At 68.0% G+C, this 20,639-nt stretch carries 14 protein-coding genes; 7 read left to right on the top strand and 7 right to left on the bottom strand.

The genetic code is table 11. From position 1 onward, the window contains the following. Window positions 1–13: 13 nt before the first annotated feature. Both BLR46_RS01375 and BLR46_RS01380 read right to left on the bottom strand, forming a co-directional pair. Window positions 14–853, bottom strand: a complete 840-nt coding sequence (locus tag BLR46_RS01375; RefSeq protein ID WP_093248259.1) for a glycosyltransferase family 2 protein — start codon at window positions 851–853, stop codon at window positions 14–16. An 11-nt stretch (window positions 854–864) separates the two neighbouring features. Continuing rightward, entirely contained in the window at window positions 865–1,371 is a 507-nt protein-coding gene (locus tag BLR46_RS01380; protein ID WP_093248260.1) for a GtrA family protein, read from the bottom strand. A 114-nt stretch (window positions 1,372–1,485) separates the two neighbouring features. On the opposite strand from BLR46_RS01380, the gene BLR46_RS01385 reads away from it, so the two are divergent. The 4 genes from BLR46_RS01385 (at window position 1,486) to BLR46_RS01400 (ending at window position 7,906) form a co-directional block, all read left to right on the top strand. Then, the gene (locus BLR46_RS01385) at window positions 1,486–3,699 is read left to right on the top strand and encodes a hypothetical protein (RefSeq protein ID WP_093248261.1); all 2,214 of its coding nucleotides are present in this window, start codon (window positions 1,486–1,488) and stop codon (window positions 3,697–3,699) included. A gap of 160 nt (window positions 3,700–3,859) precedes the next feature. Next, the gene (rfbA, locus tag BLR46_RS01390) at window positions 3,860–4,732 is read left to right on the top strand and encodes a glucose-1-phosphate thymidylyltransferase RfbA (RefSeq protein ID WP_093248262.1); all 873 of its coding nucleotides are present in this window, start codon (window positions 3,860–3,862) and stop codon (window positions 4,730–4,732) included. A gap of 103 nt (window positions 4,733–4,835) precedes the next feature. Further along, window positions 4,836–6,245, top strand: a complete 1,410-nt coding sequence (locus tag BLR46_RS01395) for a sugar nucleotide-binding protein (RefSeq protein WP_093248263.1) — start codon at window positions 4,836–4,838, stop codon at window positions 6,243–6,245. 122 nt (window positions 6,246–6,367) lie between these two features. Further along, the gene (locus tag BLR46_RS01400) at window positions 6,368–7,906 is read left to right on the top strand and encodes a bifunctional phosphatase PAP2/diacylglycerol kinase family protein (RefSeq protein WP_176761607.1); all 1,539 of its coding nucleotides are present in this window, start codon (window positions 6,368–6,370) and stop codon (window positions 7,904–7,906) included. 30 nt (window positions 7,907–7,936) lie between these two features. On the opposite strand, the gene pheA is transcribed toward BLR46_RS01400, so the two are convergent. The 3 genes from pheA to eccCa all read right to left on the bottom strand — a co-directional run bounded on the left by pheA (window position 7,937) and on the right by eccCa (window position 14,324). Next, window positions 7,937–8,836 (bottom strand): prephenate dehydratase, encoded by a 900-nt coding sequence (gene pheA / locus BLR46_RS01405; RefSeq protein ID WP_093248267.1) that lies wholly within the window; start codon window positions 8,834–8,836, stop codon window positions 7,937–7,939. Window positions 8,837–8,970: 134 nt separating this feature from the next. After that, the gene (locus tag BLR46_RS01410) at window positions 8,971–10,257 is read right to left on the bottom strand and encodes a S8 family serine peptidase (RefSeq protein ID WP_093248270.1); all 1,287 of its coding nucleotides are present in this window, start codon (window positions 10,255–10,257) and stop codon (window positions 8,971–8,973) included. Further along, window positions 10,254–14,324, bottom strand: a complete 4,071-nt coding sequence (gene eccCa, locus BLR46_RS01415; RefSeq protein WP_093248272.1) for a type VII secretion protein EccCa — start codon at window positions 14,322–14,324, stop codon at window positions 10,254–10,256. Before eccCa ends, BLR46_RS01410 begins: the two co-directional genes overlap by 4 nt. Window positions 14,325–14,417: 93 nt before the next feature. Here eccCa and BLR46_RS01420 point away from each other — a divergent pair, with 93 nt between their 5' ends. Next, the gene (locus BLR46_RS01420) at window positions 14,418–15,314 is read left to right on the top strand and encodes an EamA family transporter (protein WP_143008165.1); all 897 of its coding nucleotides are present in this window, start codon (window positions 14,418–14,420) and stop codon (window positions 15,312–15,314) included. Between the two features lie 87 nt (window positions 15,315–15,401). On the opposite strand, the gene BLR46_RS01425 is transcribed toward BLR46_RS01420, so the two are convergent. After that, a complete protein-coding gene (locus tag BLR46_RS01425) occupies window positions 15,402–17,771 on the bottom strand; it encodes an OmpL47-type beta-barrel domain-containing protein (RefSeq protein WP_143008166.1) in 2,370 nt (789 codons plus the stop codon). A 200-nt stretch (window positions 17,772–17,971) separates the two neighbouring features. Here BLR46_RS01425 and BLR46_RS01430 point away from each other — a divergent pair, with 200 nt between their 5' ends. Together BLR46_RS01430 and BLR46_RS01435 are read left to right on the top strand one after the other, a co-directional pair. Continuing rightward, window positions 17,972–18,997 carry an NAD-dependent epimerase/dehydratase family protein gene (locus tag BLR46_RS01430; RefSeq protein ID WP_093248278.1) on the top strand — a complete coding sequence of 342 codons (1,026 nt, stop codon included), beginning with the start codon at window positions 17,972–17,974 and terminating at the stop codon, window positions 18,995–18,997. Continuing rightward, window positions 18,997–20,064 carry a dihydrodipicolinate synthase family protein gene (locus BLR46_RS01435; protein ID WP_093248280.1) on the top strand — a complete coding sequence of 356 codons (1,068 nt, stop codon included), beginning with the start codon at window positions 18,997–18,999 and terminating at the stop codon, window positions 20,062–20,064. Before BLR46_RS01430 ends, BLR46_RS01435 begins: the two co-directional genes overlap by 1 nt. Before the next feature lie 18 nt (window positions 20,065–20,082). Here the strand turns inward: BLR46_RS01435 and BLR46_RS01440 are convergent, their stop codons facing one another. After that, entirely contained in the window at window positions 20,083–20,556 is a 474-nt protein-coding gene (locus BLR46_RS01440) for a YdeI/OmpD-associated family protein (RefSeq protein ID WP_218118274.1), read from the bottom strand. Window positions 20,557–20,639: the final 83 nt, after the last annotated feature.

The raw sequence follows: 20,639 nt of genomic DNA on the forward strand, positions 1-20,639 counted from the left end.
TGCAGTCTGGACCTCACCTATTGCCCGCCCTCATGCGCCGCCCGAGCCACAGATATGTGAGTCGGCGGGCGGATGCCATCAGACGGGCTCGCGAGTCACCGATCAGCAGGTCCCGACGACTCAGGAGACCCGGGTAGCGGTCCGCGAGATCATGGTGCATCCCGATCACCTGCGCCGCCTGGCGATGCGTGAGCTCCACACTCCACTGGCCATCCGAGATGCGGAACGAGGCCAGCGAACCGGGAACCGTCACGAAATCGCCCAGCATGAGCACCTGGCAGTACGAGAACTGGTCAATGACGTACGGCTGGGCGTCCGTCCAACCGCCGGCTTCCCTGAACGACTCGTGCCGGAGCAGCACGCACCCCGGTTCGCCGAAGATGTTCGTTCCCCGAAGTACCGACCGCCGGACGGCGACGTGCCCCGGCATGACACCGTTGAGCCCTCCCAGCCCGCGTGGTGGAATGATTCGTTTTCCTTGCGCGTCCACGAGATCGCGCTTTGAGGCTGCCATCACAGCCCGCGGATTCGAATCGAGTGCCGCGACCTGCTCCGCGAGGATCGTCGGCGCTAGCAGGTCATCGCCACACACCAACTTGAGGTATTGACCGGTGGCCAACTCCGTCACCGCCCGCCAGTTCGCCGGGGCCCCCCCTCCCGACGCCAGCGTGGTCAGCTTGATGCGTCCTTCGTCCGCGTACCTCTGCAAGATTTCAGCCGTACCGTCCGTGCTGGAGTGGTCGGAGACGATGATCTCGTAATCACTGAAGGTTTGGGCTTCGATCGATTCGATGGTGGCGGCGATGAACTCCGCGCTGTTGTATGAGGGCACGACTATGGAGACCTTCGGCATGGGGCTGGATCTTACTCCCCGCGCTCATCGGCGGTCCGTTTGAAGGAGAAGCGCTTGTGGAACACGAAACTTGCCACGGTCACCACACCGGTGTTCAGGACCTGCGCCACCATTGGATGGAAACCGAGCCGGTCTTTCATGAGCCACATCAAGGGGATGTTGGCGAGGAACGTCGTGATGTAGACGGTCGAGAACCTCAACAGATCGCGCACGGTGTGGCCCTCCACCCGAAACACGAGCTTGCGGTAGAGGATGAACGCGCTCAGGATGGCAAAGACGTATGTGGGCACCAGGGCGATGAAGTGGGCGTTCCGCCCCCCAACGTCTCGGAGGAGCGCCCAGAACAGCCAATACCAAAGGGTCCCGACCACGGTATTGATCCCTCCGACGATGAGGAATGCGACCCGTTGGTCCCTTATGACGGAGAGTAGCCACCCAGGTGGACCAGCGACACCAGGAGGCACCGTGTGACCTTTGGACGGCGACTCGTCTGCAGTTGATCCCTCGGCAGTCGGCACCGCTACATGCTACGTCGGAACACTTGCCCAAAGCCAACGCCGTTTCTCAGACCCCACGGCGGCGCTCGATCATGCGCCGGTGGATCTGCCGGTCGCTCTGGAACAATGCCACCTGTGAGCACCGCCTTCATCCAGTCTGTCACCCAGCGAAACCCAGTGGGATTCGGCCTTGTCTCCGCGACGCTACTCGTAGTGTTCGGCGTGCTGTGGTCCATCAGTTCAGGGGTTGCTGGCCGAGACGCGATCGGCTTCGTCCTCTACTACGTGCTCGGACTGTGCCTGCCGGGGACCATTGTCTTGAAGACCTGCTTGGGCACCCGCGGCACTTGGTTGGCGGATCTGGTGTGGGGTTCGATCACCGGGATCTGTCTTGAGCTGTTCGCCTGGGCCCTGTTCAGCCTCCTGCAGCTTCAAGGCTGGTTGCGGCTCTGGCCACTCCTGGTGTTGGCGCTCGTGGCACTACGAGGGCCGCGCAAACGCGTTTTTGAGCTGCCAAAACGCGTGAGCTCGCCGTGGATCGCCGTGAGCGGACTGATTGTGACGCTGAGCCTTTGGGCACGTGTGTGGTGGCCGTTCACACTCACCTACGACCTGCCGCCCAATTCCCGCCCTTATTACATCGACCTCCCATGGCACATGGGACTGGCCGTGGAGGCGACCCGGGCGTTTCCACTACACGTGCCACAGATGTTGGATGCGGGGCTGCTGAAGTACTCGTGGTTCGTGCACGCTCACCTCGGGGCAGCGTCATTGATGAGTGGGATCGACGTGCCAACCCTGCTGCTCCGCCTCTGGGGAGCGCCGATGATCGCCTTGGCCGTCTTCTCCGTCGCGCTGCTCGCAGAGCGCGTCGCAGGGCGGGCGTTCGCTGGTGTGACCGCTGTGCTGGTCTTCGGATCGCAGGGACAGTTCGCCTTCTGGCGAGACATCACGGGCAACTCGAATTACCTGAGCCCGCTGTCCCCAACGTCGATCTTCACTGTTGTGGTCAGTTGCTTGACCGTCCTTCTCCTGGTCGAGCTGCTGCGCGGGACGCTCGCTCTCCGGGGATGGCTGCTGCTTGCGATCGCGGCAGTCGTCAGCGCAGGCAGCAAGTCGTCGACCATGGTGGTCCTGGCGGCTGCCGTATTCGGCACCACGATCGTCGCGCTCATCCTGCGACACCGACGCAGGGAACTCATTGTGGCAAGCGCCGGCGCACTCACACTCACCGTCTTTGCGCTCGCACTGGTATCCGGGGGAGGCGACAGCACCAAGCTGCAGATCCTCGGGGCGTTGACCCTGCTCCCGCCCTTCCGGCACCTTGGCGGCAACCCGGAGTTCAATAGCCGTTTCGCAGATGACCTTGTCCGACTCGAAGGCGTCGGAACATGGCTTCTGTTGGCGCTGATGCTCGGAATTCTCCTTCGCATGGTCGTCGCGATGAGCGCAGTGTTCGTGCCGATCGTTAAGGGGCTGAGATCCGACCTTGCTGCGTGGCTGCTGGGGGGCATCCTCGTAGCAGCGTGGCTGCCCTTCCTGCTGATGAGTCACCGCGGGTACAGTCAGTACTACTTCCTCTACGGAGCAATGCCGTTCGGCGCGGTGCTCTGGGGATGGATCACCGCCATTGCCGTGGGCCGGAGTCCCTCCCGCCGGGCTGGGTTGGTGCTAGCCGCCGGGCTTGGCCTGCTCGGCACCTGGTTCTGGACCCTGTTGCCAGACGGATCCGCTGACTCCGCATGGTTGCACCGCCTCCAAGAGTTTTTGTTCGAGGGCACGGCCTTCATCGCCGCGCTTGCGGTCCTCGCCTTCGCCGGGTTCCATCTGCGCGAGAGGCTCCCTTGGGGGCTGGCTGCCTCGCTCGGTTTGTTTCTCGGCTCCTTGACGGTGCCATACGTCACGGCGCCCATCCCCGGCCCTCCAGCACCAGTGAGCGCCGAAACGGCGGAAAGGAGCCTCGCCGAAGGTACGGCTGCGTCCTGGATCAGTGAACACGTCGGTCTACACGATGTCATGGCCACCAACACGGCATGCAGCAACACCTCCACTTCCTGCAATACCAAGCGCTGGTGGATCAGTGGCGTGGGCGGACGCCGCGTGCTGGTTGAGGGATGGGGGTACACCCCCGACGGAGCTGACGGGGTCCTCGACTCGGACGAGGTGCTGCGGGTCAACACCGAGGCGTTTGCCAATCCGACCGATGCGACCATCCAGGCAATGCGCGATCGCGGGGTGGAGTGGATGGTGGTCGAGTCCCTAGATGGGTTCCCACAACCTGATCTGACGCCATGGGGAGAAGTCGCCTACAGCAACGCCCTCGTCACCATCTACCGGCTGGAGCCCTGATCCGACTCCCCGGCCGGGCGCAGTCGCCGACCGCGCCGAAGCACGACCCCTGAAGAGGAATGGATCACCGAGTCTTGCTCTAAGCTCAAGCAGAGGACCGCGTTGCAAGCCCTTTGGCTGGTTTCATCGCGGGGACGAACAAAGCAACTGTGGAGGTACCGTGAAGGGCATCATTCTTGCTGGCGGGTCCGGCAGCCGGCTGCACCCCGTGACGCTTGGGGTGTCGAAACAGCTGGTACCCGTGTACGACAAGCCGATGGTCTACTACCCGCTGTCGACCCTGATGCTCGCGGGTGTCCGCGAGGTTCTGGTCATCACAACCCCACATGATGCGCCACAATTCGAGCGTCTCTTGGGCGATGGATCGCAGTTCGGCGTGTCGATCAGCTATGCCGTGCAGCCGAATCCGAATGGGCTGGCGCAGGCCTTCGTCATCGGGGCGGATTTCATCGCCGGCCAGGACGTGGCCCTAGTACTGGGCGACAACATCTTCTACGGTCACGGAATGGGCACCCAACTCTCCAGGTTCTCCGAGATTGACGGCGGAGCGGTGTTTGCATACTGGGTCTCGGATCCAACTTCCTACGGCGTGGTGGAGTTCGACTCGGATCGGCGCGCCGTCTCGATTGAGGAGAAGCCTGCCCGGCCCAAGAGCAACTACGCGGTCCCCGGCCTATACTTCTACGACAACGACGTGGTGGAGATCGCACGCGACCTTGAACCCTCCGCAAGAGGTGAGTACGAGATTTCTGATGTCAACGCCGAGTACCTGCGCCGCGGCAAGCTGCACGTCGAAGTGCTGCCGCGAGGAACAGCGTGGCTCGACACCGGAACCTTCGATTCAATGGCCGATGCCACCGAGTTCGTCCGGACCATTCAACATCGTCAAGGGCTCAAAGTGGGTTGCCCGGAGGAGATCGCGTGGCGACAAGGCTGGCTCACCGACCAGCAATTGCTGGACCGGGCGGCGCAACTTTCGAAGTCCGGATACGGGGAATACTTGGTCGAGCTGGTCGAACGGAGGAACAACTAGTGTCGCGGATCTGGCGCTTCGTGGTGACCGTCTCTTCTGCCCAAGCTTCCTCCATGATCAAACCGGCACCGAATGCATGCGACTTGGATGGTGAGGAGTTCCGGTGAGCGCTGACCTGCGTATCGAAGGGACCCCCATCGAGGGACTGCTCCTAGTGCATCTGCCTCTTCACGGAGATGCCCGCGGCTGGTTCAAGGAGCACTGGCACCGATCGAAGATGACCGCCCTTGGTCTACCCGACTTCAAACCCGTGCAGCAGAACGTCTCCTTCAACGCGGACCGTGGTACCACCCGGGGACTTCACGCGGAGCCGTGGGACAAGTACGTCTCCGTCGTGAACGGGAGTGCCTTCGGGGCCTGGGTGGATCTCCGCGAGGGTGCGAGCTTCGGCACGCTGTTCACCGCCGAGCTTCGGCCGGACACAGCCGTCTTCGTCCCGCGTGGCGTCGCCAACGGATTTCAGACCCTTGAAGCGGATACGAACTACAGCTACTTGGTCAATGACCACTGGTCACCCAACGCCGAGTACGCGCTGGTGAACCTCGCCGACCCGGCTCTCTCGATCCAGTGGCCGATTCCGCTTGATGATGCCACGATTTCCGAAAAGGACCGGCTGCACCCAGAGCTTCGGGAGATCACGCCAGTACCGCCCAAGAAGACGGCGGTCCTCGGATCAGATGGCCAGCTCGGGCGCGCCATCCGGGTCCAGCTAGGGGCAACGCATATCGACTACCTGACGCGCGACGACCTTGATCTAACCGATAGCCACGCGATCGAGCGCCACGATTGGTCTGGCGTTGGAGCGATCATCAATGCTGCGGCCTACACCGCCGTCGACGGGGCAGAGACCCATGACGGTCGTCGCCACGCGTGGCAGATCAACTCGACTGCGGTCCGCGATCTTGCCCGGGTCTGCATCCAGCATGACATCACGCTCGTCCACATATCGACCGACTACGTGTTCGACGGAGAGGAACTCGAGCACCCCGAGGGAGAATCCCTGTCACCCCTGAACAACTACGGCGCCTCCAAGGCAGCCGGCGAACTCGCGGCGAGCCTCGTGCCCAAGCATTACATTCTGCGCACCAGTTGGGTTGTCGGAGACGGAAACAACTTCGTGCGAACCATGGCGAAGTTGGCCCGCGACGGCGTTGAGGCTTCGGTCATCGCCGATCAATACGGGCGACTGACCTTTGCCGAGGATCTGGCAGGGGTCATCCAGAGCCTCCTGTCCGGCCGACAGCCGTGGGGCGTGTACAACGTGACGAGCGGTGGACCCTTGCGCACTTGGTACGAGATCGCGACGGAGGTGTACAGCCTCCTCGGCGTCGACCCCTCGATGGTTTCGCCAATCACCGCAGCTGATTACGCCGCTCAGCGACGCGCCGTCGCCCCACATGCAGAACGTCCCCGGTACAGCGGGCTGCCGATGGACGAGCTCCAACGACTGGGGATTGCGCCCTCGCATGAGGACGCCCACCTGCGCAGGTACCTCAAAGGGCTGCACGACTAGCAGCCCGACTGAGGTTGGCCGCGAGTCACGGCGACGGCACTCGTGCAGTTCGGTGGGTGATGGGACGGCGCCAGGTGCCTTCCCGCATGCCTGAAGCTTTCCCCAGGCGCTACGGTGTGACCATGCCTTGGTGGAAACGGTCGCAGGTGGCCCTGGTCGCGACCCTCGCGTTCGCGCTGGCCTTCTGGGGCTGGACGTTGCTGCTGCCGGGACTCGGCTGGCTGGACGAGCTGTGGCGGTGGTCGCCGCCCCAACCGGAGTCTCCGATCGGCCAGATCCTCGCGGCCACGTCGATCGCCACCTCCCCCGGTGTCGTGTTCATCGCGCTGATGGGCATCACGGGCTGGGCGAGCCGCCGTCGGCTCTTCGCCGCCTCGGGCGCGATCACGCTGGCGTTCGCGCTGAGCTGGTCGCTGGGCGTCATCTTCCAGTCGCAGGTGGAACGGGCGCGCCCCGAGACGCCGTTCGACTACCTAATCACCCACCTGGGCAACGCCTACCCGTCGGTGCACATCGCCGTGTGGACCATGACCGCGATCATGCTGGTCGCGCTGCAGTCGACGATGCGCCGCAGCGTCTGGCCGTGGATCATCGCGGGCGGCGGTGTCGTCGGGCTGCTGTCCGTCGCGGACCTCGCGCTGGGCCACAGCCGAGTCTCCGACATCGTCGGCGGCGTCCTGCTCGCGGGGCTGGCCTCGTCGGTCGCGAGCCTCATCGCCGACGTGCACGTCGTGCGGCTCGGCAAGGAGCTCGAGCCGGAGAAGACCGCCGCCGTGATCTACAACCCGGCCAAGGTCATCGGCATCGAGATGTTCAACGAGCTCGTCGAGCGGACCCTGGCCGAGCACGGCTACAAGGAGCCGCTGTGGCTCAACACGACGAAGGAGGACCCGGGCGTCGCCATGGCGCACGCCGCGATGAAGCGGCACGTCGACCTCGTGCTGGTCGCCGGCGGTGACGGGACCGTCCGCGTCGTCCTCGGCGAACTCGCCGACACCGGGATGCCGGTGGCGATCCTGCCGTCGGGCACCGGCAACCTTCTCGCGCGCAACCTCGACATCCCCCTCGACCTCGAGCGCGCCATGCTGCTGGCGGTCACGGGCGACGTGTCGCCCACCGACCTCATCGAGGTGACGTTCCCCGACCACACCGAGTACGCGGCCGTGCTTGCGGGCGTCGGCATCGACGCCGACATCATGGGCGACACCAACGAGGACCTGAAGAAGGCCATCGGGCCCGCGGCCTACATCGTCGCCGGGGCGAAGCACCTGCGCGCCAATCCCATGAACGTGCGGCTCACCGTCGACCAGTCGGAGACGGTGGAGGCCGAGGCGTCGCTCGTGTCCGTGGGCAACGTCGGCGAGCTCCAGCAGGGCGTCTCGATCATCCCCGACGCGAGCGCGCACGACGGGAAGCTGGACGTCCTCGTCGCCACCCCCCACAGCACGCTCGACATGGCCCAGATGATCACCGACGTGCTCACCGAGGCCAAGGACGGGCCCAACCTCGCCCGCTACAGCGGCGGCAAGCTTCGGCTCGAGATCGAGGGCGGGGCGATGTGCCAGATCGACGGCGACGTCGTCGGCGAGGTGGATGACGTCACCTTCCAGGTGCGTCCCGGCGCCGTCGCGCTGGTGCTGCCGGACCTGCCGCTGCGCTGAGGTCGCGCCGTTCGCCTGCCCACCGACCAGTCAGTCCGCGTCAATCTCCTCCACCCAGTCGCGGGCGGCGGTGAATGAGTCGTCGGAGAAGCGGGGGTCGAGCTTGGGGGCCCGGCCGTCGGCGCGCGGGTAGGAGCCCAGGAAGTACACCTGCGGGCAGATCCGCGCGAGGCCCTGGATGGTCTCGGCGATGCGCTTGTCGTGCAGGTGCCCCTCGGCGTCGATGGAGAAGTTGTAGGACCCGAGCACCTTCTTCGTGGGGCGCGACTCGATGCGGGTCAGGTTCACGCCGCGCACCTTGAACTGCTCCAGGATCTCGAGCAGCGCGCCCGAGTGGTCCTCGTGCATGAAGACCACCAGCGTGGTCTTGTCGGCACCGGTGCGCATGGGCACCGCCTCCGGCTTGGTCACCTCGACGAAGCGGGTCACGGCCCCGATGTTGTCCTCGATCTGGTACGCCAACTCCTCCAGCCCGTACAGCCGGCCGGCGATGCGGGCGCAGACGGCCGCGTCGTATCGCGAGTCGGCGCGCGAGACCTCCTCGGCGGCACCGGCCGTCGAGCCGGCCTCCGTCACCGTGGCGTCGAGGCCCTCGAGGAAGACCCGGCACTGCGCGGCCGCGTGCCCGTGGGTGAGGACCTGCCGGACGTCCTGCAGCCGCGTGCCCGGCCGGACGTAGAGCCCGAACGACACCGGCACGAGGATCTCCCGGCGGATCATCAGCGGCTCGCCGTTGATCAGTTCGTCGAGCGTGGCCGACACCCCACCCTCCACCGAGTTCTCGATGGGGACGACGGCGCCCTTCACCTCCCCGCTGCGCACCGCCGCGAGGGCGCCGACCACCGAGGCGAAGGGGCGCGCCTCCTCGTGGGTGATCGTGAGCAGCGCCTGGTGCGTGAAGGTTCCCGCAGGTCCGAAGTATCCGAGCACGGCACCACACTACTCAGTCGGCGCGGTGGGGGCCGCGACGCCGAGGGGCCTTCGAGACGCGACTGCGTCGCTCCTCAGGCACCGGCCACCCTGTCCCTGAGGAACGAGCGTCAGCGAGTGTCTCGAAGGGCTCCTCAGGTGCCGTGGCGACGGCGGCGGGCGGCCGGCACGGCGATGGCGACCACGAGCCCCATGCCGGTGAGGAACAGGGCGCCGAGCCCCATGACGAGGCCGATTACCGCGGGTGTCCGGTCGACCTCCGCGGGCGGCGGGTAGGTGGCGGCGGGGAAGCGGTTGTCGGACTCGGGGTTGGGCGCGAGTTGCGGGATCTCGCCGGACAGCGCCCGGAGCGGGTTGATGATGCCGGCGCCGAGCCGCGGGTCGGGGACGGCGGCGGCGGGCGGGTCCGCGGTCTCGATCAGCCGCTGCTTGATCTCCGCGGGGGTGAGCCTGGGGAGCCCCTCGTTGGCGCGGTGCTCGATCATGAGCGCCACGACGCCGCTGACGATCGGCGCCGCGAACGACGTGCCGCTGATGGGCTGGGAGTACACCTGGCTCTGGATGCCGAGCGACGCGTCGTAGCGCGACGGGTCGAGCGAGACGAGCCCCGCGCCCGGGGCCCCGACGTCGACCTTGGCACCGAACTGGCTGACCTCGTCGCCCGCGTCGAACTGGTTGGACGCACCCACCGAGATCACGCCGTCGAAGGAGGCGGGGTAGGCGCGCGCGCCGGGCAGCTGGCCGGTGTTGCCGGCCGCGGCGACGACGACGATCCCCTGCGCGATCGCCTGCTGGACGGCCGCCTGGAACTGCTCGATGCCCTCGACGTTGCCGGGCACCACCTGCGACAGGTTGATCACGTCGACGCCGCGGGCGACCGCGTCGAGGACGGCCTCGGTGGTGGGCTGCAGCGGTTGCGGTTCGCTCTCCTCGCCCGCCTGCGACTCCAGGAGCGTCCGGTAGGCGATCACGCGCGCGTCGGGTGCGATGCCGGAGAACTCGACCCGTCCGTCGACCGGCTTCCCGTCGCTCCCCCGTCCCGCCGCGAGCAGGGCGGTCACCCGGGTCCCGTGGAGGCAGTCGAACTCGCCCGGCTGACCGGACGCGTTCGCGGCCCCGTCGAGCAGGTCGTAGGTGGTGAACCGCTTGTCCGGGGCGTCCTGCAGGTACGGCGACCCGACGGTCGCAGCTCCGGTGTCGATCACGGCGACGGTGACGCCGCGGCCCGTCGCGAGGTGCCACACGCGGTCCATCTGCAGCCGCTCGATGTGCCAGGGCGCGCGCGGCTGGGCGGTGCCCTGGGCGGCGACGTGGCAGTCGCGCGGGTCGAAGGGCGTCACGGCGGCCGCCGCGTCCACCGTCGACTGCGAGAGCAGCAGCCCCACCGCGACGAGGGCGGCGGCCCATCGTCGCAGCGTCACGGCTGGGCCCCCTGGTCGACCGCCGGTCGGTGCGCGGCCTGGACGAGGCCCTTGAAGCTGCGGGTGACCAACGTGCCGCGGCCGGGCGGCATGGGCGACGCCTTCACGTCACCCCACAGCGTGCCCTCGTCCTTGGAGCCCGACATGATGAGCCCGGGGTTGATCGACTCGCGCATCTTGGCGATGATCGGGTCGCCGAACACCGCGCGCCCGGCGCCGCCGGAGGAGCGGGCGACGATGAGATGCAGGCCGATGTCCTCGGCCTGGTTCACGAGGTCGGCGAATACCGCCATCGGGTTGCCGGAGGCCGTGGCGACCAGCTCGTAGTCGTCGACGATCACGAACACGTCACCGCCCTTCCACCACGACCGCTCCCGCAGCTGCTGCTGCGTCACGTCGGGCCCGGGCAGGCGGAGTCGCACGGCCTCCGCGAGCTGGCGGAGGTTGTCCGTCGCCGCCGACGCGGAGGGGTAGTAGCCGATGAGGTGCTCGGAGTCGACCTCGCCCAGGAGGGAGCGCCGGTAGTCGACGAGGACCACCTTGGCCTCTTTCGGGGTGTACCGGGTGGTGATGCCGTGCAGGAGCTGCCGCAGGATCGTCGACTTGCCGCTCTCGGGGCCGCCGATGATCGCGAGGTGCGGCTCGTTCGCCGGGTCCAGGTACACGGGCGCCAGCTCGAGCTCGTCGATGGCCCAGGGGATGCGACGGTCCCGGCCGTCGTGGCTGATCGCGGGGAGCTCGGTGTGCTCGAAGCGTTCCGGCAGCATGCGCACCTCCGCCGCGTGCGGGCCGCGCCAGGCGGCGTTCACGCGGGCGACGAGGTCCCGCTGCCCGTCGGCCACGTCCAGCGCCCGCTCCATGCCGTCCACGCGCGGCAGCCCGATCAGGGTGTGGAGCCCGCCGTCGGTGAGGCCGCGACCGGGCCGGCCGACCGGGACCAGCGCCTGCACCTTGCGATCGATCTCCGAGTCGAACGCGTCGCCGAGCTTCAGCTCGATCCGGCTCTGCAGCATGTCCTTGGTGGTGGCACGGATCTCGGACCACTTGGCCGCGCTCACCCACACGTGGATGCCGAAGCCGAGGCCACCGGCGGCGAGCGCCTGCACCTGCGGCTCCAGCGACTCGAACTCCGTCTTCAGCGTGGCCCAGCCGTCGATGACGAGGAACACGTCGGTCGGGAAGCGGTCGGCGGGGATGGACCCGTCGGCGCGGCCGCGGCGGTAGGTGGTCATCGAGTCGATGCCGAGCTCCGAGAACTGCAACTCGCGGGCGGCGCGCAGCGACGTCAGCTCGGCGACGGTGCGGCGGACGCGGTCGACGTCCAGGCGGCCGGTGACCGAGCCGACGTGGGCCAGTTTCCGCAGCGACGTGAGGCCGCCGCCGCCGAAGTCGAGGCAGTAGAAGCCGACCTCGGTCGGGGTGTGGGTGAGGGCGAGCCCCGCGATGGCGGCGCGGAGCGCCATGGACTTGCCCGACTGCGGGCCACCCGCGACGCCGAGGTTGCCGCCGGAGCCGGAGAAGTCGATCCACCAGGGGTCGCGCCGCTGCTGCCGGGGCCGGTCGATGATGCCGACGGGGGCGCGGAGCGTCCCGAGCAGCGCCGGGTTGGCGGCCTGCAGGCCGCGATCGGTCTCCTCGAGCCCGCCGAGCAGTTGGTCCATCGTGGGCGGCGCGTCGAGCGGCGGCAGCCACACCTGGTGCGCGGGCCAGCCGTGGCCCTTGAGCCGGCTCACCGCGATCGACAGCAGCGTCTCCTCCTCGTCGTCCTCGACGGCGGGCGCCGCGGCCCGGGCCGGGACGGGCGCACCCGGCGCGGGCGACGGTTCGTCGTCGAGTTCCAGCGGGCGCTGCGCCGGGATGACGTAGTCGACGGTGAACTCCAGCACCGGCGGCACCCACGACTTCGTGTCGATCGACAGTACCTCGTCCATCGGCTGCTGCTCCGACGGCGCCACCGTCGCGGACCCGTGCCACGGGCCGGAGACGTAGGCGGCCTTGAAGCGCGTCATCCCGGTGGTGTCGTACTTGAGGTAGCCGTTGCCGGGTGGGGTGGGGAGCTCGTAGGCGTCGGGCACGCCGATCACGGAGCGCGACTCGGCGGGCGAGAAGGTGCGCAGCGCGATCCGGTAGGAGAGGAAGGTGTCGAGCCCGCGCAGCTTGTTCTCCTCGAGCCGCTGCGAGGCGAGCAACTGGTGGACGCCGATGGAGCGGCCGACGCGGCCGATCTGGACGAACAGGTCGATGAACTCGGGCCGAGCGCTGAGGAGCTCGGAGAACTCGTCGACGACGATGAACAGGCTGGGCATGGGCGGCAGGTCGGCGCCGGCCTGGCGGGCGCTCTCGTAGTCCTCGCGGTTCTTGAAGTTGCCGGCCGCGCGAAGCAACTCCATGCGGCGGTCGAGCTCGCCCCCGATGGCGTCCTGCATGCGGTCGACGAGGATGAGCTCGTCGGCGAGGTTGGTGATGACGGCGGAGACGTGCGGGAGCTCGTCGAGGCCGAGGAAGGTGGCGCCTCCCTTGAAGTCGACGAGGATGAAGTTGAGCTGTTCCGTGGAGTGCGTCATCGCGAGGCCGAGCACGAGCGTGCGGAGGAACTCCGACTTGCCGGAACCGGTGGCGCCGATGCAGATGCCGTGCGGGCCCATGCCGCCCTGCGCCGACTCCTTGATGTCCAGCTCGACGGGGCTGCCGTCGTCCGCGGTGCCGAACGGCACGCGCAGGTGGTTGCGCAGCGGCCGGGGGCGCCAGGCCACGCGCGGGTCGAGCATGAGCGGGTCGCCGACCCCGAGCATCGCCGGGTAGTCCTTCGGCGGCTCGAACACGACCTCCTCCGACTCCCCCGCGTCCGTCGCCACCAATTCGGGCATCCGGTAGGGCGCCATGGCGCGGGCGAGCATCTCCACGTAGACGCCCGCCACCTTGTCGGGACGGCCGAACGGCGTCTGCGCGTGCGGGGTCTTGGAGGTCCGACGATGCAGCACCACGTCGTCTCCGCTCACCTCGAAGTACGCGACCCCCACCTCGAGGCTCCGCGGCACCTTCCGCTGCCCGGTGACGTGGATGCTCACCGCCCGCGTCGTGGGGGTCATGAACTGCTGCGCGTTCACGCCCTCGACGTCGTCGGAGACGATGACCATCAGCGACGGGGACGCGTCGCCCCCCTGCGCGGAGGTGCCGAGCTGGCTGATCTCGCTCGCCCCGGTGGCGAACATGCGGACGGGCCCCGCGCCGTCGGTCTCGACGGGGTGCTGGAGGTGCGGCAACCACTTCACCCATTGCCAGGCGTCCTGGTGCTCCTTCGCTGCGGCCACCATGAGCGCGACGTCCGTGGGTGCGTGCCAGGTGACCAGTTGCGCCACCATGGCGAACGCCATCTGGCGGCAGGCCTCCTCGTCGCCGATGAGCTCGACGCTGCGGAAGCCGCGCAGGTCGACGGCGAGCGGCACGGACTGGATGACGCGGTGGGTGCGGATGAAGCGGCGCAGCGCGCCGGTGGTCAGCGGTTCGAGGTCCTCGATGGGCTGCGACTCGGGCGGGGTGATCCGCTTCGCCGACTGCTGGCGGCCGACCGACAGCCGGACCGACCCGAAGTCCTCGGCGTCCGGCCGGCGCTCCCACATCCGGACGCCGCCGACGACGGTCCACAGCGAGTCGGGTGCCGGGTGACGGAAGGCGACCGAGGCCCGCTGCTCCTCCGCGGTCCGGGCGAAGTTGCGCCGCGTCTGCCCGAGGTAGCGGAAGTAGTCGCGACGGTTCGCGTCCAGCTGGGCCGACTGGTCGTCGTTCTGGCGGCCGGTCTGCGACAGCATCATGCCCACCATCGACACGCCGTACAGCCCCATCACGATCCCCCGCAGCGGCGACGAGCCGCCCCCCAGGCCGCCGCCCATCACCATCAGGCCCATCGCCAGGGCGCCGGCCATGAGCGGGAGCATCCGCAGGAAGTTGCCGAACGGCTTCGACGGGACCGGCGGCGGGATCTCGGGCGGGGACTCGAGGAGCAGGTCGCCGCGAGGCATCGCCGGCGGCGTGACCCGCTTGGGACGATGGAACGTGACGACACCCATGGGCTCTCGCTTCTGCACGTGCTTCGGAGGATTGCGTGACCAAACCTAACGGCCCGCGTGGTCCACTGCCAGACGATCACTAGGCTGGCCGTCGTGTCTTCCCCGCAACGCCCCTCGCCCTTCACCGTCGGCGTCCTGCTGTTGGTCGTCGGCGCGGTGTCGGTGCAGCTGGGGGCCGCGATCGGCACGTCGGTCATCCCGGCGATCGGCGTGCTGGGCATCGTGTTGGCCCGGTACCTGGTGCAGGCGGCGGTGCACGTGCCGGTCGCGTGGCGGCAACTACGTCGGACGTCGGCCAGCGACTGGCGCTGGGGGCTGCTCGTCGCCGTCCCCCTGCTCAGCATGAACGGCTCCATCTACATGGCCTTCTCGCACATCGGCGTGGGGCTCAGCGTCACGATCGAGCTGCTCGGACCGATCGCGCTCGCCGCGGTCACCGCCCGCACGTGGCCCGGCTGGGTCGGCGCCGGGCTGGCGCTCGTCGGCATGGTGCTCGTGACCGGTCCGACGGGTTCCGCCACCGGCCCCGGCGTCGTGTGGGCCGTCGTGGCGGCGGTCAGCTGGGCGCTCTACCTCGTCGCGGTCCGGGTGGCCGGGCAGCGGCTGCCGGGGCTCGTGCCGTCGGCGATGGCGAGCCTCATCGGCCTGGCCGTGCTCGTCCCCTCGAACCTGCTGTTCAACGCCGACGCCCGCCTGACGTGGACGGTGTTCGCGCTCGCCTTCACGGCCGGGCTGCTGTCGTCGGCGCTCCCCTACGCGTTCGACATGATCGCCCTGCGCCGACTGCCGATGAACGTCGCCTCGACGATGATGAGCCTCAACCCCGTCATGGCCGTGATGTGGGGCGCCATCATCCTCGGCGAGCGCCTCGGACTGTCCGAGAGCGTGGGCTTGGTGATCATCGCGACGGCGAACGTACTCGTCGTTCGCGCCGCCGCGCGCGCCCGAGCGAGGGCGAGGGCAGCCGTCGCCACTGCGACCTCGGGCTGAGCGAGACGCCGGCTCCCTGTGCGGTTCTGACGCCGCACAGGAAGCCGAAGTCCGTCATGGTTGCGGTATTGGCAGTCCACCGTGGAGTCAGGGATTGCCAGCGTTGGGGCTCCCCTCGACATTTCCGCAGCCGGGTCGCCCGTTGTTGCCCTCGACGGTGCCGTGTTCGCCACATCCGCCGGGGTAGCGGACGGTGACGTTCACGAACTTCTCGCCCTCGACGTTGGCGTCGCCGTCGACCGAACGGTAGCCGACGACGTAGCTGCCGCCGGTCGGGAAGGTGATCGCGCCGTCGTAGTCGAGCCAATCGCCGCCATTCACGCGGTACTGGGTGCTGGCGACACCGGCACCGCCCTCGTCAACTGCCGTCAGCGTGACGGAGACCTCGTCGGGCCGCTGTCCGTCCCCCAACACCTCGGCCTCGGTGACCGGCGCGGTCCCGTCGATGGCGCCCGGAAGGTCGAAGTTCCAGCGATACAGCGTAGCCACGCGCGCAAAGTAGAGGTTCCCGGCCCCGTCCTGCGCCAGGTATCGCACACCGGTGTGGGCAAGCCGCAACCGCTCCCAGGTCGCCGGGTCAACACGCCAGAGCGCCCCTGCGCTGGTGGCGTACAAGTAGCCGTCCTTGCCGAATTCGATGACACTCGTCGTCCCGTACATGGAGCGCGTCCTCGGGAACGTCTGCTCGACGCGCAGTATCTCGCGCGTTTCGGGATCGAACTGGAACAGCGCACCGTCGGCGATGCCCCACAGCTTGCCCTGCTCATCGAACTCCAGTCCGGACACGGTCATGGCGTTGGGTATGGGAGCGACTGAGAATCGTACTTCGCCCGTCACGGGGTCCACACCGACAAGCTTCGCCTCGGTGGCGACCGGGTCGATGCCGTACCCGCCGTTGATCGACGTGCCCACGTAGACGAGGCCGTCCTTCTCCGCAAGAGAGACGGGGCTCTGTTGGTCCACGACATTCGTGTACACGCGGGTGTTGCCGCTGTACGGGTCCCACATCGTGAGGGATCCGCCGAGGCGGCCGGACTTCGGTACGGAGCTGACCGCCACCTCGTCGCCCACCCTGACGAACTCCTGTGGGCGGTCCTGGTCATCGCCGATCTGAAATGGCTGCGGAGGGTTGGTCCCGTAGGCCCACGGCTTCGTGGTGTCATACGCGGTCAACTGGCCGTTCGGGTAGCGCCCGAGGAGCAGGAGGTCGTCGAAGGAGCCGACGCCTTCCACCTGGCCGGCACCCGGGAGCAGTCTCGTAGTGTCCGTCGTAGGATCGAATTGGGCGATTCCGGGCGGGGAGAGGAAACCCGGGATGTAGATGTTCCCGTCGGGACCTGCACCGATGGTCTGGATCGGGTTGGGCGTGGCCTCGAGGATAGACTCGCCGTGGTAGGTGCCCTTGCGACTCTCGAAGTTGTATCCGTACGTGCGGCCGCGGTAGTAGGTCATGACCAGGGTGTGCCCTGGGTAGTTCGCCTGGTCGTCGAACTCGTGCCAAGCGAACGCACCGGGGAACGCGTTGGGATTGAACCCCGTCGGCTCGATCCGGTGCTCATCCACGTAGTAGCGGTAGATGCCACTGGCATCGACCCCGTTGTTGAGCCTGAACAACACGAATTCTCCCGTCGGGTCCAGCCCGGATATCACCCGGCCAGTGATCTTCGGCACGACGTTGGCGACGGAGAGGTCGCTGCGGTTGTAGACGACGAGCGTGTTGGACGACTCCACGCGGGCGAACAGGAGGTCGCCGGCTAGCGTGAGGTCGTAGACCGCGTTCTGACCGGTGAGCCCGCTCGGCAGTGTCAATGCCAAGGTCTCCCCCGTCTCCCGGTCCCACCTCACGAGCCTGGCGTTCGGCTGACTGCCCGCGTAGACATATCGGTCGTCGACGGCGATCGAGCGAAGGTATGTCTCGCCGGTGTTGACCTGGCCGTGGTTGGTCACCAAACCGGTCGCCGGATCCAGGCTGAACAGGAGACCGCCCGGGTACGTTCCCCCGTAGACGATCCCGTCGGGGGCGACCGCGAGCCGCCAGATACCCTCGCCGGTCAGCGGGAATTCGTGCTGGGTGATCCGGCCCTCGCCCGGCCCCCACGAGTAGAGATGGCCGTCGGTCGTTGCGAAATAGACTCGGCCGTCGACAGTGGAGTACGCATTGGCCCACGAGTTGATCCCCTCGGGAACCCGCTGCTGGAAGACGACGGAGGAGCGCTCCACGTCGACGACCTGCAGCATCGCGGGAACCTCCTCGTTACCGTTCGTGACGTAGAAGGCGAGCAGGGTACCCTCGGAGTCAGTTCCGAGCGACGACTCCGGGGACAGCACTTGGGTGGCGATGGGATAGCCGAGGCTCTCCTCCGCTCCGCGCACGGGGTCAGTGGCCTGGGCGGGTGGCAGCCCAAGTAGGGACAACAGGAGCGCCAGGGACACACCCCATCGAATTGCTCGCAACATGATCTATCCTCCTCGATAGAAAACCATTGCTAGCAATCTATTACAATCGAACGGCAACGGGAAGACCCAACCGCTACTTCCTTGAGGCCCTGACGGCACAGAAGAGCCGAACACAGGTCCTCCGCCCAGCTGCCCCCACATCTGGATGATTGACGATCCTTGAGAAAACCTTTACCATCGAATGGAAGCAAGGAGGCCCGATGAAATCACCCACCAGCGAGGAGCAGCTCGACGAGCTGCTGTCCCGTCCCACTCCCGGCGTCATCGACACCCTACGGGACATCGACGGTGATCTGGTGCTGCTCGGAGGCGGCGGCAAGGTCGGGCCCACCCTCGCCCGGATGGCGCGGCGCGCTCTGGACGAGGCCGGTTCGTCGGCGAAAGTGATCAGCGTCTCCCGCTGGTCCGACGAGGCGGCCGCGGCCGAACTGCGGCACCACGGCGTCGAAACCGTCTCGGCCGACCTGGGCGACCCCGACTCCTGGGCCGGCCTCCCCGACGCCGGCGCGGTGCTGTACCTGCTCGGGCACAAGTTCGGTTCCACGTCGAACCCCTCGATCACTTGGTGGCTCAACGCGGTCGTTCCCGGCTTCTGCGCGTCGCGCTACCGCGGCGTCCCAACCGTCGCCTACTCCACCGGCAACGTCTATCCACTGCGGCCGGTGAACCGCGGGGGCAGCACAGAGCTCGACGAGCTGGGGCCCGTCGGCATGTACGCCCAGTCCTGCGCCGCCCGGGAGCAGGCGTTCGCGCAGGCTGCCGAGCGCTGGGGCACCCCCACCACCATCTATCGCCTCAACTACGCGGCCGAGCTCCGCTACGGAGTCATCGCCGACATCGCGCAGAAGATCGCCGCCGGCGAGGCCGTCGACGTGACGATGCCGGCCGTCAACGTCGTGTGGCAGGCCGATTCGAACGCCTGGTCGCTCGAGTCGCTGCGCATCGCGGGGACCCCCGCCGAGATCCTGAACGGCACCGGCCCCGAGACGCTGTCGACGCGCTACATCGCCGAGCGGCTCGCCACCCACGGCGGCTGGGAGCTAAGTACCGAGGGCGAGGAGGCAGACACGGCGCTCCTCTCCAACGCCGCCAAGTGCCACGCCCTGTTCGGGTATCCGACCGTGACTCCCGAGACCCTGATCGAGTGGGTTGCGGCGTGGGTGCGCGCCGGCGGCCGCCAGCTCGGCAAACCCACCAAGTTCCAGCGTCGCGACGGAGGATTCTGATGACGCACGTACTGGGCCAGCCGCCCTACACCATCCCCGCCCACCCGTTCGCCGTCGACGCCCAGGGGCGACCCGACTGGGCCTCCCAGCGCCTGGTCACGCGCTACTACCTCGCGGCAGGGGCCACGGGGCTCGCCGTCGGCGTACACACCACCCAGTTCGAGATCCACGACGATCCGCTCCTGTTCCGGCGTGTCCTGCGGGAGGCCGCCGAGGTCCGCAACCACTTCGGCCCCGAGGCGAAGCTCGTAGCAGGCATCTGCGGCGACACCCCGCAGGCCGTCGAGGAGGCGCACGCCGCGCGCGACCTGGGCTACGTCGCCGGCCTCCTCTCCACCTACGGCATGACCGACCGCTCCGAGCAGCAGTGGCTCGAGCGCTCGCGCGCCGTCGCCGAGGTCATGCCGATCATGGGCTTCTACATGCAGGAGTCCGTCGGCGGGCAGTACTTCTCCCCGGGCTTCTGGGAGGCGCTGCTCCAGATCGACAACCTCGTCGCCATCAAGGTGGCGCCGTTCGACCGCTACCGGACCGCCGACGTCGCCGAGGCGCTCGCGCTCAGCGGCCGCACCGACGTGGCGCTGCTCACCGGCAACGACGACGCGATCCTCTCGGACCTCATGCTCCCGCACCGCTACGGCGACGGCCTGCTCCAGGAGGTGCGCTTCTCCGGCGGCCTCCTCGGCCAGTGGGCGGTGGGCACCCGGGCCGCGGGCGAGCTGACGCGTCGAATCTGGGAAGGGCGCGACGAGCCGGTCACCCAAACGGTACTGGCCGCCGCTACCGCCATCACGTCGATCAACCAGGCCGTGTTCGACCCGGAGCACGGCTTCGCGGGCTCGATCGCGGGCGTGAACGAGATGCTCCGCCAGCAGGGACTGATGGCCTCGTCGCGTTGCCTCTCGGACCACGAGCGTCTGGCTGACGGCCAGGCCGAGAAGATCCGACAGGCCCGCCGTCGCTACCCCGAGCTCACCGACGAGGACTTCATCGCCGAGCACCTCGACGAGTGGAGGCGCGACGTCGACGCCACTCCCGCGGCGGTCGGCCTCGTGCGCTACGCCTGACGGCAAGTACGGCGAGCCTCAGACCGGGCGCTCGCCACGCGCCACACGGCTGACGATGGCCGCGATCCGTGCCCGCTTGGTCTCGGGTCGCTTCGCCAGCGCCACCCACCCCAGTGCCTGTTTCCGCAGGCTGTTCGTGCACGCGTCCCACCCTGGTCTCGCGCCCGGCGTGGCGTCGAGCGCTTCCCGCAGCTCGGGCGGTTCCTCCAACGCCTCAACCGCGTCGAACACTGTCCACATCCCGTTGGCCTTGGCCTTCTCGATGGCCGCGATGCCCGCCGGCTGCAGGCGCCCCTCGCGCTCAAGCTCGGCAACGCGGGCCTTGTTGGACGCCGCCCACGGGCTGCTGCCCCGCCGCGGCGCCATCCACTGCATCGACCGGTCGTCGTCGAGCACCTTCACCTGGCCGTCGATCCAGCCCCAGCACAGCGCCTCACGGACCAGCTCGTCGTACGAGGGGGAGACGCGCCCCGAGTGCTTCCGCCAAGTCACCACCCAGACCCCTCGCGTCGGGTGTGATTGGCCGCCAGCCAGTCATGCCAGTCGGCCAGCGCGCCGGGTTGGAACCGCTCCCC

Origin of the sequence: Tessaracoccus oleiagri, from assembly GCF_900103275.1 — a bacterium.
GTDB lineage: Bacteria > Actinomycetota > Actinomycetes > Propionibacteriales > Propionibacteriaceae > Arachnia > Arachnia oleiagri.

Excerpts from the sequence above, each read along its gene's own strand:
- BLR46_RS01375 (WP_093248259.1), bottom strand. The coding sequence starts at position 853 with ATGCCGAAGGTCTCCATAGTCGTGCCCTCATACAACAGCGCGGAGTTC.
- BLR46_RS01400 (WP_176761607.1), top strand. The coding sequence starts at position 6,368 with ATGCCTTGGTGGAAACGGTCGCAGGTGGCCCTGGTCGCGACCCTCGCG.
- eccCa (WP_093248272.1), bottom strand. The coding sequence starts at position 14,324 with ATGGGTGTCGTCACGTTCCATCGTCCCAAGCGGGTCACGCCGCCGGCG.
- BLR46_RS01425 (WP_143008166.1), bottom strand. The coding sequence starts at position 17,771 with ATGTTGCGAGCAATTCGATGGGGTGTGTCCCTGGCGCTCCTGTTGTCC.
- BLR46_RS01430 (WP_093248278.1), top strand. The coding sequence starts at position 17,972 with ATGAAATCACCCACCAGCGAGGAGCAGCTCGACGAGCTGCTGTCCCGT.
- BLR46_RS01435 (WP_093248280.1), top strand. The coding sequence starts at position 18,997 with ATGACGCACGTACTGGGCCAGCCGCCCTACACCATCCCCGCCCACCCG.